This is a genomic window from Streptacidiphilus sp. MAP5-3 (genome assembly GCF_041262505.1).
GTDB lineage: Bacteria > Actinomycetota > Actinomycetes > Streptomycetales > Streptomycetaceae > Streptacidiphilus.
Window position 1 is genome coordinate 13,398 of record NZ_JBGCCL010000051.1, and the last position, 14,448, is coordinate 27,845.

13 protein-coding genes and 2 pseudogenes are annotated in these 14,448 nt (G+C 69.6%); 3 read left to right on the forward strand and 12 right to left on the reverse strand.

Annotated features, from left to right (window positions below):
* Positions 1-99: 99 nt before the first annotated feature.
* The 11 genes and pseudogenes from nuoF to ABH928_RS35775 form a co-directional block, all read right to left on the reverse strand.
* Positions 100-1,404: pseudogene (gene nuoF / locus ABH928_RS35725) on the reverse strand (NADH-quinone oxidoreductase subunit NuoF); the annotation flags it as partial.
* Entirely contained in the window at positions 1,401-2,273 is an 873-nt protein-coding gene (gene nuoE / locus ABH928_RS35730) for an NADH-quinone oxidoreductase subunit NuoE (protein WP_370072906.1), read from the reverse strand. The gene nuoE and the pseudogene nuoF, both read right to left, overlap by 4 nt.
* The gene (locus ABH928_RS35735) at positions 2,270-3,667 is read right to left on the reverse strand and encodes an NADH-quinone oxidoreductase subunit D (protein WP_370072907.1); all 1,398 of its coding nucleotides are present in this window, start codon (positions 3,665-3,667) and stop codon (positions 2,270-2,272) included. The genes nuoE and ABH928_RS35735 overlap by 4 nt, the downstream gene beginning before the upstream one ends.
* Positions 3,667-4,464 (reverse strand): annotated as a pseudogene (locus ABH928_RS35740) (NADH-quinone oxidoreductase subunit C); the annotation flags it as partial. The gene ABH928_RS35735 and the pseudogene ABH928_RS35740, both read right to left, overlap by 1 nt.
* Entirely contained in the window at positions 4,398-4,952 is a 555-nt protein-coding gene (locus tag ABH928_RS35745; protein ID WP_370072908.1) for an NADH-quinone oxidoreductase subunit B family protein, read from the reverse strand. The gene ABH928_RS35745 and the pseudogene ABH928_RS35740, both read right to left, overlap by 67 nt.
* Before the next feature lie 74 nt (positions 4,953-5,026).
* The gene (locus tag ABH928_RS35750) at positions 5,027-5,386 is read right to left on the reverse strand and encodes an NADH-quinone oxidoreductase subunit A (protein ID WP_037605882.1); all 360 of its coding nucleotides are present in this window, start codon (positions 5,384-5,386) and stop codon (positions 5,027-5,029) included.
* Positions 5,387-5,908: 522 nt separating this feature from the next.
* A complete protein-coding gene (locus ABH928_RS35755; protein WP_370072918.1) occupies positions 5,909-7,249 on the reverse strand; it encodes a geranylgeranyl reductase family protein in 1,341 nt (446 codons plus the stop codon).
* A 52-nt stretch (positions 7,250-7,301) separates the two neighbouring features.
* Positions 7,302-8,015 (reverse strand): demethylmenaquinone methyltransferase, encoded by a 714-nt coding sequence (locus ABH928_RS35760; RefSeq protein WP_370072909.1) that lies wholly within the window; start codon positions 8,013-8,015, stop codon positions 7,302-7,304.
* Between the two features lie 140 nt (positions 8,016-8,155).
* The gene (locus ABH928_RS35765) at positions 8,156-8,584 is read right to left on the reverse strand and encodes a hypothetical protein (protein ID WP_370072910.1); all 429 of its coding nucleotides are present in this window, start codon (positions 8,582-8,584) and stop codon (positions 8,156-8,158) included.
* A gap of 20 nt (positions 8,585-8,604) precedes the next feature.
* On the reverse strand, positions 8,605-9,819 hold the full coding sequence (mqnC, locus tag ABH928_RS35770; RefSeq protein ID WP_370072911.1) for a cyclic dehypoxanthinyl futalosine synthase: 1,215 nt from the start codon (positions 9,817-9,819) through the stop codon (positions 8,605-8,607).
* Positions 9,820-9,964: 145 nt separating this feature from the next.
* Positions 9,965-10,774, reverse strand: a complete 810-nt coding sequence (locus ABH928_RS35775) for a menaquinone biosynthetic enzyme MqnA/MqnD family protein (RefSeq protein ID WP_370072919.1) — start codon at positions 10,772-10,774, stop codon at positions 9,965-9,967.
* A gap of 355 nt (positions 10,775-11,129) precedes the next feature.
* Between ABH928_RS35775 and ABH928_RS35780 the strand changes: the two genes are divergently transcribed.
* Entirely contained in the window at positions 11,130-11,336 is a 207-nt protein-coding gene (locus ABH928_RS35780) for a cold-shock protein (RefSeq protein WP_370072912.1), read from the forward strand.
* A 199-nt stretch (positions 11,337-11,535) separates the two neighbouring features.
* The gene (locus ABH928_RS35785) at positions 11,536-13,104 is read left to right on the forward strand and encodes an MFS transporter (protein ID WP_370072913.1); all 1,569 of its coding nucleotides are present in this window, start codon (positions 11,536-11,538) and stop codon (positions 13,102-13,104) included.
* Here the strand turns inward: ABH928_RS35785 and thpR are convergent.
* Positions 13,065-13,628, reverse strand: a complete 564-nt coding sequence (gene thpR / locus ABH928_RS35790) for an RNA 2',3'-cyclic phosphodiesterase (protein ID WP_370072914.1) — start codon at positions 13,626-13,628, stop codon at positions 13,065-13,067. The genes ABH928_RS35785 and thpR overlap by 40 nt on opposite strands.
* Before the next feature lie 125 nt (positions 13,629-13,753).
* Here thpR and ABH928_RS35795 point away from each other — a divergent pair, with 125 nt between their 5' ends.
* Positions 13,754-14,350, forward strand: coding sequence for an N-acetyltransferase family protein (locus ABH928_RS35795; protein WP_370072915.1), 597 nt, complete (start codon positions 13,754-13,756; stop codon positions 14,348-14,350).
* Positions 14,351-14,448 lie beyond the last annotated feature (98 nt).

The following is a 14,448-nucleotide window of genomic DNA, read 5'->3' on the forward strand; positions in this document are numbered from 1 at the left end:
CGCTTCTGGGCCGTCGGTACCTCGATCACCCGGTGGATCGTCAGGACTGTGCTTGCTGGAGGGCTTGCTGGAGCCCGGTGCCCGCCGTCCCCGCGTCCCCGCCCAGACCGTCGACGCCGCCGGGTCGAACGGGCAGCGGCGCTCGCGCAGGTGCTGCTCGTACTCGTCCCGGAAGTACTGCAGCGAGGAGAAGATCGGGCTGGCCGCGCCGTCGCCGAGCGCGCAGAAGGACTTGCCGTTGATGTTGTCGGCGATGTCCTGCAGCTTCTCCAGGTCGCCCGGCTCGCCCTCGCCCGCCTCGATCCGGCGCAGCAACTGGACCAGCCAGTAGGTGCCTTCGCGGCAGGGCGTGCACTTGCCGCAGGACTCGTGGGCGTAGAACTCGGTCCACCGGGTCACCGCGCGCACCACGCAGGTCGTCTCGTCGAAGACCTGCAGCGCCTTGGTGCCCAGCATCGAGCCCGCCGCGGCGACACCCTCGTAGTCGAGCGGCACGTCCAGGTGCTCGTCGGTGAACATCGGCGTCGACGAGCCGCCCGGCGTCCAGAACTTGAGCCGGTGGCCCTCGCGGACGCCGCCGCTGACCTCCAGCAGCTGCCGCAGTGTGACGCCGAGCGGCGCCTCGTACTGGCCGGGGTTGGTGACGTGCCCGGAGAGCGAGTAGAGCGTGAAGCCGGGCGACTTCTCGCTGCCCATCGAGCGGAACCAGTCCTTGCCCCGGTGCAGGATCGCCGGGACCGACGCGATCGACTCGACGTTGTTGACCACGGTCGGGCAGGCGTAGAGACCGGCGACGGCCGGGAACGGCGGCCGCAGCCGCGGCTGGCCACGACGGCCTTCGAGCGAGTCGAGCAGCGCCGTCTCCTCGCCGCAGATGTACGCGCCCGCGCCCGCGTGGACGGTGATGTCCAGGTCGAAGCCGCTGCCCAGCAGGTTCTGCCCGAGGTAGCCCGCCTCGTACGCCTCGGCCACGGCCGCGTGCAGGCGTCGCAGCACCGGCACGGTCTCGCCGCGCAGGTAGATGAAGGCGTGGCTGCAGCGGATCGCCCAACTGGCGATGATCATGCCCTCGATCAGCACGTGCGGGTTGGCGAAGAGCAGCGGGATGTCCTTGCAGGTGCCCGGCTCGGACTCGTCCGCGTTGACGACGAGGTAGTGCGGCTTGCCGTCGCCCTGCGGGATGAACTGCCACTTCATGCCGGTCGGGAAGCCCGCGCCGCCACGACCGCGCAGGCCCGCGTCCTTGACCAGGGCGATGACTGCGTCAGGGTCCATCCGCAGCGCCTCGTGCAGGCCCTTGTAGCCGTCGTGCTCGCGGTAGGTGGCCAGGGTCCACGGCTTCTCGTCGTCCCAGGTCGCCGAGAGGACCGGCGAGAGCAGCTTCTCCGGGTGCGTCGCGGTCATGCCTCGTCCCCTTCCGTACCCGTGTCCGTGTCTGTGCCCGGCTCGTCGGTGTCGGCGGCGGCAGTGCCGTCGGCGGAGTCGGGCTCGCGGACGTCCTCCTGACGCGGCGCCACGATGTGGGTGCCGCCGGTGCCCGGGAGGGTCTCGCCGCGTGAGAGGCGCAGCCCGGCCAGGCTGGGTGCGCCGCCCGCGCCGGACTCGTCCACCGCGCCGGACCGCTCGTCGGGGAAGCCGGCCAGCATCCGCGCGGTCTCCCGGAAGCTGCACAGCCGGGCCCCGCGCGTCGGCTGCACCTCGGCGTTCGAACCCTCCGGCCCGGCGGCGCGCAGCTCGTCGACCAACTCCCGTGCGCTCGACGGGGTCTGGTTGTCGAAGAACTCCCAGTTGACCATCACCACCGGCGCGTAGTCGCAGGCCGCGTTGCACTCGATGTGCTCCAGCGAGATCTGCCCGTCCGCGGTGGTCTCGTTGTTGCCGATGCCCAGGTGCTCCTGCAGCTCGGCGAAGATCTGGTCGCCGCCCAGCACCGCGCAGAGCGTGTTGGTGCAGACCCCGACGTGGTACTGACCCGCGGGACGCCGCCGGTACATGGTGTAGAAGGTAGCGACGGCGGTGACCTCGGCCGTGGTCAGGTCCAACTGCTCGGCGCAGTACCGGATCCCGGTCCGCGAGACGAAGCCCTCCTCCGCCTGCACCAGGTGCAGCAGCGGCAGCAGCGCGGAGCGCGACTGCGGGTAGCGGGCGATGATCTCCGCCGCGTCCGGGTCCAGGCGCTCGCGCACCTCCGCCGGGTACGGCGCTGCCGGAAGCTCCGGCAGACCCAACTCCGTTGGGCGCTGCTGTGCCTCTACATGCTCTGTCGCACTCACCGGTCCACGCCTCCCATCACCGGGTCGATGCCGGCCACGGCGACGATCACGTCCGCGACCTGCCCGCCCTCACACATCGCGGCCATCGTCTGCAGGTTGGTGAAGCTCGGGTCGCGGAAGTGCACCCGGTACGGACGCGTGCCGCCGTCGGAGACGACGTGCACCCCGAGCTCGCCCTTGGGCGACTCGACCGCCACGTAGGCCTGTCCCGCCGGGACGTGGAACCCCTCGGTCACCAGCTTGAAGTGGTGGATCAGTGCCTCCATGGACTCGCCCATGATGGTGCGGATGTGGTCGAGCGAGTTGCCCATCCCGTCCGGCCCGAGCGCCAACTGCGCCGGCCAGGCGATCTTCTTGTCCGCCACCATGACCGGCCCGCCCACGCCGCCCCTGCCGCTGCCCCCGTGACCCTTGAGCAGGTCCAGGCACTGCTCGACGATCCGCAGCGACTGCTCCATCTCGCGCAGCCGGATCAGGAACCGGCCGTAGGAGTCGAAGGTGTCGGCGGTCTCCACCTCGAAGTCGTACTGCTCGTAGCCGCAGTACGGGTCCGTCTTGCGCAGGTCGTGCGGCAGGCCGGTGGCCCGCAGGATCGGCCCGGTGGCGCCGAGCGCCATGCAGCCGGCCAGGTCCAGGTAGCCGACGTCGACCAACCGGGCCTTGAAGACCGGGTTGTTGGTGGCCAGCTTGTCGTACTCGGGCATCCGCGAGCGGAGCAGCTTGACGCCCTCGCGGATCTGGTCGAGCGCACCGGGCGGCAGGTCCTGCGCCAGCCCGCCGGGGCGGACGTAGGCGTGGTTCATCCGCAGGCCGGTGACCAGCTCGAAGATGTCGAGGATGATCTCGCGGTCACGGAAGCCGTAGATCATCAGCGTGGTGGAGCCGATCTCCATCCCACCGGTGGCCAGACAGACCAGGTGCGAGGCGATCCGGTTGAGCTCCATCATCAACACCCGGATGATGCTGGCTCGTTCGGGGATGTCGTCGGTGATCCCGAGCAGCTTCTCGACGGCCAGGCAGTAGGCGGTCTCGTTGAACAGCGGGGTCAGGTAGTCCATCCGGGTCACGAAGGTCGTGCCCTGGGTCCAGTTCCTGAACTCCATGTTCTTCTCGATACCGGTGTGCAGGTAGCCGATGCCGCAGCGGGCCTCGCGCACCGTCTCGCCGTCGATCTCCAGGATCAGGCGCAACACGCCGTGGGTGGACGGGTGTTGCGGACCCATGTTGACGATGATCCGCTCGTCGTCCGCTTTCGCGGCCGCGCTGACGATCTCGTCCCAGTCTCCGCCGGTGACGGTGTAGACGCGGCCCTCGGTGGTCTCGCGCCCGGGAGCTTCCGCCTGCTGAGGGGCATGCGGTTGCCGGGGTGCGTGCGGGGCAGACTGAGTGCTCATCAGGAGTACGACCTCCGCTGGTCGGGAGCCGGGATCTGCGCGCCCTTGTACTCGACGGGGATGCCGCCGAGCGGGTAGTCCTTGCGCTGCGGGTGGCCCAGCCAGTCGTCCGGCATCATGATCCGCATCAGTGCCGGGTGGTCGTCGAAGACGATGCCGAAGAAGTCGTACGTCTCGCGCTCGTGCCAGTCGTTGGTCGGGTAGACCGCGACGGTCGACGGGATGTGCGGGTCCGCGTCCGGCGCGGACACCTCGACCCGGATCAGCCGCCCGTGGGTGATCGACCGCAGGTGGTAGACCGCGTGCAGTTCGCGTCCCGCGTCGCCCGGGTAGTGCACGCCGCTGACTCCGGTGCACAGTTCGAACCGCAGCGCCGGGTCGTCGCGCAGCGTCCGCATCGCCTGGACCAGGTGCTCGCGGTGGACGTGGAAGGTGATCTCGTCCCGGTCCACCACGGTCTTCTCGATCGCGGCCGCCGGGCTGATCCCCTGCTCCTCCAGCGCGCCCTCGAACTCGTCGGCCACCTCGTCGAACCAGGCGCCGCCGTAGGGCCGGGTGCTGGCCGACGGCAGCACGATCGGCCGGACCAGGCCGCCGTAGCCGGAGGTGTCACCGCTCCCGGCGCCGCCGAACATGCCGTGCCGGACGCCGATGACCTCCAGCTCGGTCTGACCCTCGCGCGGGACGGGCACGTCGCCCTGCTCCTCGCTCGGCTGTCCGCTCTGCTCGCTCACTGCAGCAGCCCCTTCATCTCGATGGTCGGGACCGCCTGCAGCGCCTGCTCCTCCGCCTCCTGCTGGGCACGGCGCTTGTTGACGCCGAGCTTCTCGTGGCGGATCTGGTCGTGGAGCTTGAGGATGGCGTCCATCAGCATCTCCGGCCGCGGCGGGCAGCCGGGCAGGTAGATGTCGACCGGGATGATGTGGTCGACGCCCTGGACGATCGCGTAGTTGTTGAACATCCCGCCGGACGAGGCGCAGACGCCCATGGAGATGACCCACTTCGGGTTGGCCATCTGGTCGTAGACCTGCCGCACCACCGGCGCCATCTTCTGGCTCACCCGACCGGCCACGATCATCAGGTCGGCCTGCCGCGGCGAGCCACGGAAGACCTCCATCCCGAACCGGGCCAGGTCGTACCGGCCCGCGCCGGTGGTCATCATCTCGATGGCGCAGCAGGCGAGCCCGAAGGTCGCCGGGAAGAGGGAGCTCTTGCGCACCCACCCCGCGGCCTGCTCGACCGTGGTGAGCAGGAAGCCGCTGGGCAGCTTCTCCTCGATACCCATTCGTCAGTCCTCTCTCGACGCGTCGGTCACACGCACTCGTTGATCAGCCGCACTCGTGTCAATCGCACTCGTGATCAGTCCCACTCGAGGCCGCCGCGACGCCAGACATAGGCGTAGGCGACGAACACGGTGGCGATGAAGAGCACCATCTCGACGAGCCCGAAGATCCCCAGAGCGTCGAAGGTCACGGCCCACGGGTAGAGGAAGACGATCTCGATGTCGAAGACGATGAAGAGCATCGCCGTCAGGTAGTACTTGATCGGGAATCTGCCGCCCCCGGCAGGCTGCGGGGTCGGCTCGATGCCGCACTCGTAGGCATCGAGCTTGGCCCGGTTGTAGCGCTTGGGGCCGGTCAACGCGGCCATCGCCACCGAACCGACCGCGAACGCAGCCGCAATGGCGCCAAGTACCAGAATCGGCGCATAAGCGTTCATGCCGAACGACCTCTCCAGGCGTCAGTCCCAGCCGACGTCTCTGTCGTCTCCGTCGTCTCTGTCTCTCGGTCTCCCGCGAGCAGTTCCTATGACTGTCATCCCCATTTGTGAGGCAGTTCACAAGCCCCCAAGACGGCTGCATCCTATGCCTCTTCGCATGTGATCTGCGACACGCGGTCATGGACCAAGATTGTGATCTACGCCACCTGACGGATGATCATGAGGTAACGAGCAGGCAAATTCAGCCACTTTGCGTGTGCATTCATTCACAAGCAGTGGTGCTGAGGTGCATTTGCGCAGCTCGGAGCCGTGATCTTTATCATCGGCCAAGGATCCATGGCAAGTTTTGCTTTGCCGAGCTCCACGTGTTAGTGAACTTCTGGGCGCCATGCTGACGTTGAGTATGCACACGACTACAGAAAGCAGCAGCCCCACCAGGACATGCCTGGTGGGGCTGCTGTGACGTGTGTGCTGTGCCGGCTGTGCCTGCCTTGGGGCTGTGCCTATGCCTTGGGGCTGTGCCTATGCCTTGGGGGCCACCTTGGCCAGGCCGTTGATGACGCGGTCCATGGCGTCGCCGCCCTGCGGGTCGGTCAGGTTGGCCAGCAGCTTCAGCACGAACTTCATCAACACCGGGTGGGTCAGCCCGTGCTGCGCGGCCATCCGCATCACCAGCGGGTTGCCGATCGCCTTCACGAACGCGCGACCGAGGGAGTAGTAGCCGCCGTAGACGTCCTTGAGGATCCGCGGATACGCCTCCAGTGCGCGCTCCCGGGCGACATCGGTGGTCCGGGCCATGGCCTGGACGATGACGCCCGCCGCGATCTGGCCGGACTCCATCGCATAGGCGATGCCCTCACCGTTGAACGGGTTGACCATCCCGCCCGCGTCGCCGACGAGCAGAAAGCCGCGGCTGTAGTGCGGCTGCCGGTTGAACGCCATCGGCAGGGCCGCGCCGCGGATCGGCTCGGTCATGTTCTCCGGCGTGTAGCCCCACTCCTCGGGCATGCCGGCGCACCAGACCTTGAGCAGCTCGCGGTAGTCGATGTCCTTGAACGCCTTGGTGGTGTTGAGCAGCCCGAGACCGACGTTGCTGGTCCCGTCCCCCATGCCGAAGATCCAGCCGTAGCCCGGCAGCAGCTTGTCCTGGCCGTCGCGGCGGTCCCAGAGCTCCAGCCAGGACTCCAGGTAGTCGTCGTCCGCACGCGGCGAGGTGAAGTAGGTCCGGTAGGCGACGCCCATCGGCCGGTCCTCACGCCGGTGCAGCCCGAGCGCGAGCGACAGCCGCGTCGAGTTGCCGTCCGCCGCGACCACCAGCGGTGCACGGAACTCGACTTCGCGCTTCGCCGCGCGCTTCCCATCGGACCCCTCGCCGGAACCGACGTCCTCGAGCCTGGCCGTCACGCCGATGACGCGACCGGTGCGCTCGTCCAGCACCGGGCCGGTGACGTTGCAGCCCTCGTGCAGCTTGGCTCCGGCCTTCTCCGCCTGGCGGGCCAGCAGTTCGTCGAAGTCCGCGCGCTTGCGCACCAGTCCGTAGTCCGGGAAGGCCGCCAGCTCGGGCCAGTCCAGCTCCAGCCGGACGCCGCCGCCGATGATCCGCAGGCCCTTGTTGTGCAGCCAGCCGTTCTCCTCGGAGACGTCGATCCCCATGTCGACCAACTGCTTGACCGCGCGCGGGGTCAACCCGTCGCCGCAGACCTTCTCGCGCGGGAACCGGGACTTCTCCAGCAGCAGCACCTCCAGGCCCGACCGGGCCAGGTGGTACGCCACCGCGGATCCCGCCGGTCCGGCGCCCACGACGATCACATCGGCGTAGGCCTCGACGGCCCGCGTCTCCTGCGTGCTGGTCGCGTCCTGCATGCTGGTCGCGCTCAACCTGGACTCCTGACTTCGGCTGGGGATCGGCTTGAGTCTAATGAGCGGTGGACGTGGTTCCGGGCTTGGTACCCCGGTGCAGGGCGACGATTCCACCGGTGAGGTTCCGCCAGGCCACCCGCTCCCACCCGGCCCGCTGCAACCGCACCGCCAGCTCCGGCTGGTCGGGCCAGGCACGGATCGAGTCGGCGAGGTAGACGTACGCGTCCGGATTGCTGCTGACGGCGGTGGCCACCTGCGGCAGCGCGCGCATCAGGTACTCGCTGTAGACGGTCCGGAACGGCGCGAAGCTCGGGTGGCTGAACTCGCAGATCACCACGCGCCCACCGGGCTTCGTCACGCGCAGCATCTCGCGCAGCGCGGCGTCGGTGTCCTGCACGTTGCGCAGCCCGAAGGAGATCGTCACCGCGTCGAAGACGTCGTCGGCGAACGGCAGCCGGGTCGCATCCCCCGCAGTCAGCGGGAGTTCGGGGTGGCGGCGCTTGCCCTCGCGCAGCATGCCGATCGAGAAGTCGCACGGCACCACGGTCGCGCCCGCCTCGGCGAACGGGACCGAGGAGGTCGCGGTCCCGGCGGCCAGGTCGAGCACCCGCTGTCCCGGGCGCGCGTCCACCGCGCGGGCGACGGCGCGGCGCCACAGGCGCGTCTGGCCCAGCGACAACACATCGTTGGTGAGGTCGTACTTCGCCGCGACGTCGTCGAACATCGACGCGACCTCGTGCGGCTGCTTGTCCAGGGAGGCTCGGGTCACGCGGTCATTCTCCTCTTGCTCACAGGTGGTGCCGCAGAGCTGGTGCTTGGGCGCGTCGGTACTCAAGGCCGACGCTGAAGGCCGACGCCGAAAACCTGTGCTCAAGCCCAACACACGAGCCCGACGCTCAAGCCCAATGCTCAAGCCCGGCGATGGACGAGACGCCCGCCGAGGACGGTTGCCAGGCAGCTGCCGTCGGCGGCGAAGACGGCGAAGTCGGCGCGGGCGCCGGGGTCGAGCCGGGCGGGCGACCCGACCAGCAGCCCGACCCGGGCGGCGGCCGGGGCCAACGCCGGGTCCTCGTCCAGCGAGCGCGCCGCCACCGCCGTCACTCCGCGCAGCAGCAGCGCGTGCACCCGCTCACGCGGGCTGGGGGCGTCCGGCAGCGGCCCGTCCCATGCCTCGCCCGCACGCACCTCGCCCGGCCATTCGCGCACACGCGCGCCGGGGTACTCGGCGCGCAGCGCGTCGACGCCGACCAGCGCAGCATCCTTCTCGACAACCGCGACGATGCGCTCGCGCTCGACCGCCACCGCGCAGCCGTCCGTCCCCGCATGAATGGTGAACACAGGTCAGCTCACAACCGACATCAGTTGCTGCTGAGCAGCTTCAGCTCGGGGTGCGCCGTCCCGCCCGCGATCGCCGTGGAGGCGATGTGCGAGAAGACGTGGTCGTCCACCGGGTCCTTGGCCGGGTCGTCGTGGACGACCAGGTGCTCGTAGGTGGTGGCACGCTGCGCCGGGACGCGGCCCGCGGAGCGGATGAGCTGGATCAGCTCCATGCGGTTGGAGCGGTGCTTGGCCCCGGCCGAGGAGACCACGTTCTCCTCCAGCATCACGGAGCCGAGGTCGTCGGCGCCGTAGTGCAGCGAGAGCTGACCCATCTCCTTGCCGACGGTCAGCCAGGAGCCCTGGATGTGCGCGATGTTGTCCAGGTAGAGCCGGGCCACCGCGATCAGCCGCAGGTACTCGAAGAGCGTCGCCTGGGTGCGACCCTTCAGGTGGTTGTTCTCCGGCTGGTAGGTGTAGGGGATGAACGCGCGGAAGCCGCCGGTGCGGTCCTGCACGTCGCGGATCATCCGCAGGTGCTCGATCCGCTCGGCGTTGGTCTCGCCGGTGCCCATCAGCATGGTGGAGGTGGACTCGACGCCCAGGGTGTGCGCCAGCTCCATGATCTCCAGCCAGCGCTCACCGGACTCCTTGAGCGGTGCGATCGCCTTGCGCGGGCGCTCCGGCAGCAACTCGGCGCCCGCGCCGGCGAAGGAGTCAAGCCCCGCGGCGTGGATCCGGCTGATCGCCTCCTCGGCGGAGACGCCGGAGATCCGCGCCATGTGCTCGACCTCGGACGCGCCGAGGGAGTGGATCACCAGCTGCGGGAAGTCCTTCTTGATGGCGGAGAAGGCGCGCTCGTAGTAGTCGACGCCGTAGTCCGGGTGGTGGCCGCCCTGGAACATGATCTGGGTGCCGCCCAGCTCGACCGTCTCCGCGCAGCGGCGCAGGATCTCGTCGAGGTCGCGGGACCAGCCCTTCTCGGTGTCCTTCGGCGCGGCGTAGAAGGCGCAGAACTTGCACGCCGTCACACAGACGTTCGTGTAGTTGATGTTGCGCTCGATGATGTACGTCGCGATGTGCTCGGTCCCGGCGTACCGCCGCCGACGTGCGGCGTCCGCTGCCGCACCGAGCGCGTGCAACGGCGCGTGGCGGTAGAGCTCAAGCGCCTCGTCGGCGCTGATGCGCCCGCCGACCGCGGCGCGGTCGAGGACTTCCTGGAGGGTGGCGCTGGTGTCTGCTGCGGGCGTGGTCACCCCGTCAGCCTACGCCAGCGCCTTTTCCGATCCGGTGGGGCACACCCGGTCGCGCACCCGGTCGGACGCGCGCTTGCGGCCGACCCGGAGCAAGCAGCTCAGGTCACGAAGCGAGGAGCTCAGGTCACGGCGCGAGGAGCTCAGGTCACGGCGCGAGGAGCTGGACGTCGTCCGTGCCGAGGCCGACCCGGGAGGCGAACTCGCGCATCCCGGTCAGCTGCCGCTCGCCGAAGCTGAAGTCCAGCGCGCCGGTGTAGTAGCGCCGCAGCGTCGCAGCGTCGAACGCCTCCCAGCGGGCGGTCTGCTCGCAGACCTTGTCGATCTCCTCCATGGAGAGGTCCCGCGACTCCAGGAACATCCGGTGCACCTCACCCACCACCTCGGGGTTCCGGGCGAGGTACTCGCGCCGGGCCGCGAAGACGGCGAAGACGAACGGGAGTCCCGTCCACTCCTTCCACATCGCGCCGAGGTCGTGGACCTGCAACCCGAGCCGGGGCGCGTCGTGCAGCGAAGCCCGCAGTGCGGCGTCGCCGATCAGCACCGCCGCGTCCGCCTCCTGCATCATCGAGCTGAGATCGGGCGGGCAGGTGTAGTACTCGGGCTGGACCCCGAACCGCTCGGCCAGCAGCAACTGCGCCAGCCGCACCGACGTCCGGCTCGTCGACCCCAGGGCGACCCGGCGGCCGTCCAGCTCCTCCAGCGGCAGCTCGGTGACGATCAGGCACGACATCACGGGCCCGTCGCTGCCGACGGCGATGTCGGGCAGCACGGTCAACTGGTCGGCGTGGCGCAGGTACTCGACGCAGGAGATCGGCCCGATGTCGAGCTGGCCGGCGACGAGCGCGTCGTTGAGGTTGTCCGGATTGTCCTTGGTCAGGTCCAGATCGAGAAGGCTGCCCGTACGGGCGAGCCCCCAGTAGAGCGGCAGGCAGTTCAGGAACTGGATGTGTCCCACCCGCGGCCGCTGCGCGCGCGGGGTGTGCTCGTCTGCCTGGGGGGTCTGCCCCTGTGCGTGAGAGGTGTCCCCCGGTGCGGTGTCCTGCTGTTCGGTGTCCACGCGAAGAACAGTAGACCCGCGGCGTGGATCACTCTGGTCGGGGCCCGCACTGCGTGCTAGGGTTTCTTCAGTTGCAGTTTGATTTCCCATGCAGTACTGAAGCCTGCGGAGCACATGTGACCGCGGGCTTCTGTGGTTTTCAGGGCTTTTGCAAAGAAGTAGCTGAAGGCACGAAGGCACTCGGGGCAATCAGCGCAGCGGACCGGATGCCACGAGGTGTGGCGTCCTTTACGTCCCTCGCAAGGAGAACGGTATGGCGACCGGAACCGTCAAGTGGTTCAACGCCGAGAAGGGCTTCGGCTTCATCGCCCAGGACGGCGGCGGCCCCGATGTCTTCGTCCACTACTCCGCCATTAACTCGAGCGGCTTCCGCTCGCTGGAGGAGAACCAGCCCGTCGAGTTCGACGTCACCCAGGGCCCGAAGGGCCCGCAGGCGGAGAACGTCACCCCGGTGGGCTGAACCCCATCCAGGACTGACTTCCCGAGAGTCAAGCACGCCTAAGTAGTACCCAAGAGGGCCTGCCCCGCATTTCGCGGGGCGAGGCCCTCTGCCTTTTACGGCGGCGCCTCAGCGTGAGTACTCAGCCGACCGATTCCGGAGCACGTTCCGTCGCAATCCCGACATTATCGGTCGCATTCGGGTCGCCGCGCACGGCACCGTGCACGTCACCGCGCACGTCACCGTGCATGTCATCGTGCACGTCCGACTCCACATCGCCGTGGGCGGCGAAGGCGATCCAGTCCAGCGTGCCCTCGCGGGCGGCGACCAGGATCGGGACGACCGACTGCCCGGCGACGCCACCAGTTGGACAGCGGCACTGGTTGGACAGCAGCTAGTTATACGTATAACTTCTTTACACATGGGCTATCTCTCCGTGCTCCGCGCCCCGCTCGTCACCCGCCTGCTCGCCGGTACCCTCACCGGACGCCTGCCCGCGGGGATGACGGTCGTGGCCATCGCGCTGGCCCTGCGCGCCGCCGGAGCCGGGTACGCGCAGATCGGGCTGACCACCGCCTGCTACGCGATCGCCGCGGCCATCGGCGGGCCGGTCCTCGGCCGTGCCGTCGACCGGCTCGGCCAGCCCCGGGTGCTGCTCTCCTCCGCCGTGGTTGCCGCCGGTGGCTACGTCCTGCTGGCACTGGCCCCCGGCTCGGCGGCGCTGGCCATGGCCGGAGCCGCGCTGGCCGGCCTCGCCATGCCGCCACTGGAGCCCTGCCTGCGCGCGCTGTGGCCCGAGATCGTCGACGAGGAGCAGCTGGAGACCGCCTACGCGCTGGACTCCGCCTCACAGCAACTGCTCTACGTCGCCGGTCCGCTGCTCGTCGCAGGCATCGCCGCGTTCGGCCCTGCGCGCGCGGCGCTCTGGCTCGCCGCCGGACTGGGCCTGGCCGGGACGCTGGTCGTGGCCACCTCCGGCCCCGCCCGCGCCTGGCGTCCGGTAGCCGCGAGCGCGAAGGGCGACGGCTCGTCGAACGGCGGCCGTTCACCGCACCACTGGCTCGGACCGCTGCGGTCCCGCGGGCTGGTGCTGCTCCTGCTCGCGTTCGCCGGGACCGGCTGGTCCGTCGGCGGGCAGAACATCCTCTTCGTCGCCTATGCCCAGGAGCACCACGGCCTTCCGGGCGGCGCGGGACTGCTGCTCGCGCTGGCCGCCTTCGCCGGCCTGCTCGGCGCACTCGCCTACGGCGCGGTCCGCTGGAAGCGTCCCACCTCCACCCGGACATGGGCGCTGGCCGCGGGCATGGCCGTCTGCTACCTACCGCTGCTCACCGTCCCCGGCCCGCTGGGCATGAGCCTGGCCGCCACCCTCTCCGGCCTCGGTCTGGCTCCGCTGCTGGCCGCCGCCTTCGTCCTGATAGCCGAGCTCGCCCCCGCCGGGACCACGACCGAGGCCTTCGCCTGGCTGGTCACGGTGTTCTCCACCGGCAACGCACTCGGTTCCGCCGCCTCCGGTGCGGTCGTGGGCAGTTCACTGCGCGCGGCGGCGCTGGTCGCCTGCGCCGGGATCACGGCGGGAGCTGTGCTGCTGCTCCTCTGCCGCCGCTGGCTGCACCCGGCGGAGCCCGCGCTTCGGGAGGCGACGTCGGAGTCGTCGGAGTCGGAGTCTGCGGAGTCGGAGTCTGCGGAGTCGGAGTCTGCGGAGTCGGAGTCTGCGGAGTCGGAGTCTGCGGAACCGACCGAGGGAAGTTACCCGGCCGCGCTGTCGGCCGTGAGCGGCCACTCCTGAAGCGTCTCGTACCGGACCGGTCCGGCACCGAGGTAACTGCGGATCAAGTGGATCGACCCCGCCGTCCACTGCCCGCCCTCGTACTCCTCCAACTCACGCGCGAACGGCCGCAGATCCGACCGTGCCGAGCCGCTGCGGGCCAGAGTCAGATGACCGCGGAACGGCCGGTCGTCGACCGGGATCCCGCTGCGCCGGGCCGCGTCGCAGACCTCCTCCGCGAGGCGGCGCAGCTCCTTCGTCTCGCCGCCCACTCCGGCCCACAGCGCCCGGTCCCCGAAGCGGCCTCCGCCGCTGAGCCGCAGGACGTGCGCCGGGTGCTCGTGCGCCACGTGAGCGAGGCGCGGCTCCAGCGCCGCGAGCTGCTCGGCGTCCAGGTGCCCGAGAAAGGCGAGCGTCAGATGCCACGTCTCCAGCGCCGTCCACCGCAACCCCGCTCCCTGCGGCAGCCGACGCAACGGACGCACCGCGGCGTCCAGCTCCTGCAGCACCGAATCGGGCGGCACGACGGCGAGGAAGAGTCTCATGTCGGCAGTCTCGCCGAACCCTGCCCGATGCGAAACGCCTGTCCACAGCAACGCCCACCAGCCGGACGAAAACGACGGTGTACGACGGATCGTCAGTGTCAGTCGCGAGTGGTAGAACGAAGCGCATGACCAGTGAGATCAACTTCTCGTCGTCAGAGTCCGTGGAGTCCGTGGCTTCCGTGGCTACCGGACAGCAGTCGCTGCGGATCCGCGTGGCCGCGCCCGAGGACGCTGCAGGAGTGCTAGCGCTGATGGACGGCATCATGGACTGGCTGATCTCCCTCGGCCGCACCGCGCAGTGGGGAACCACGCACTGGTCCGCCGTCCCAGCCCGGGTGAGCCTGATCACCGACCGCATCGCCCGCCGCGAGTTGAGCGTCGCGGAGACCGAGGGCGGCGAGATCGCGGGCATCCTCTCGGTCTCGGAGACCCCCGGCGCCTATATCCACCCGGCCGAAGAGCCCGAGCTCTACGTCAATCTGCTGGCCACCTCGCGTGGCTTCAAGGGCCGGAACGTCGGCGGTCTGCTCATCGCCACCGCAAAGGAGGAGGCGCGGCGGCGCGGGCACGGGCTGATACGCGTGGACTGCTTCGCGGGCGACGACGGCCGGTTGAAGCGCTGGTACGCAAGCCAGGGCTTCGAGGAGGTCGCGCCGTTCACGGTGCCGCGGGAGATGGGCCCGGACTGGCCAGGGATGCTCTTCGCGATGCGCGTGGCGTAGCGCGCGTGCCGATGGGCCGCTCCCGGCTGGGACAGCGGCTGGTCGGCGGGCGGGGGGTTGCTAGTCGCGGTGGGGGTAGCGGGTGTTGGGTGGGGGTG

What these genes read in the sequence shown, in the direction of transcription:
- ABH928_RS35735 (WP_370072907.1), bottom strand. Translation starts at nt 3,667, where the DNA reads ATGAGCACTCAGTCTGCCCCGCACGCACCCCGGCAACCGCATGCCCCT.
- ABH928_RS35745 (WP_370072908.1), bottom strand. Translation starts at nt 4,952, where the DNA reads ATGGGTATCGAGGAGAAGCTGCCCAGCGGCTTCCTGCTCACCACGGTC.
- ABH928_RS35750 (WP_037605882.1), bottom strand. Translation starts at nt 5,386, where the DNA reads ATGAACGCTTATGCGCCGATTCTGGTACTTGGCGCCATTGCGGCTGCG.
- ABH928_RS35755 (WP_370072918.1), bottom strand. Translation starts at nt 7,249, where the DNA reads ATGCAGGACGCGACCAGCACGCAGGAGACGCGGGCCGTCGAGGCCTAC.
- ABH928_RS35780 (WP_370072912.1), top strand. Translation starts at nt 11,130, where the DNA reads ATGGCGACCGGAACCGTCAAGTGGTTCAACGCCGAGAAGGGCTTCGGC.
- thpR (WP_370072914.1), bottom strand. Translation starts at nt 13,628, where the DNA reads ATGAGACTCTTCCTCGCCGTCGTGCCGCCCGATTCGGTGCTGCAGGAG.
- ABH928_RS35795 (WP_370072915.1), top strand. Translation starts at nt 13,754, where the DNA reads ATGACCAGTGAGATCAACTTCTCGTCGTCAGAGTCCGTGGAGTCCGTG.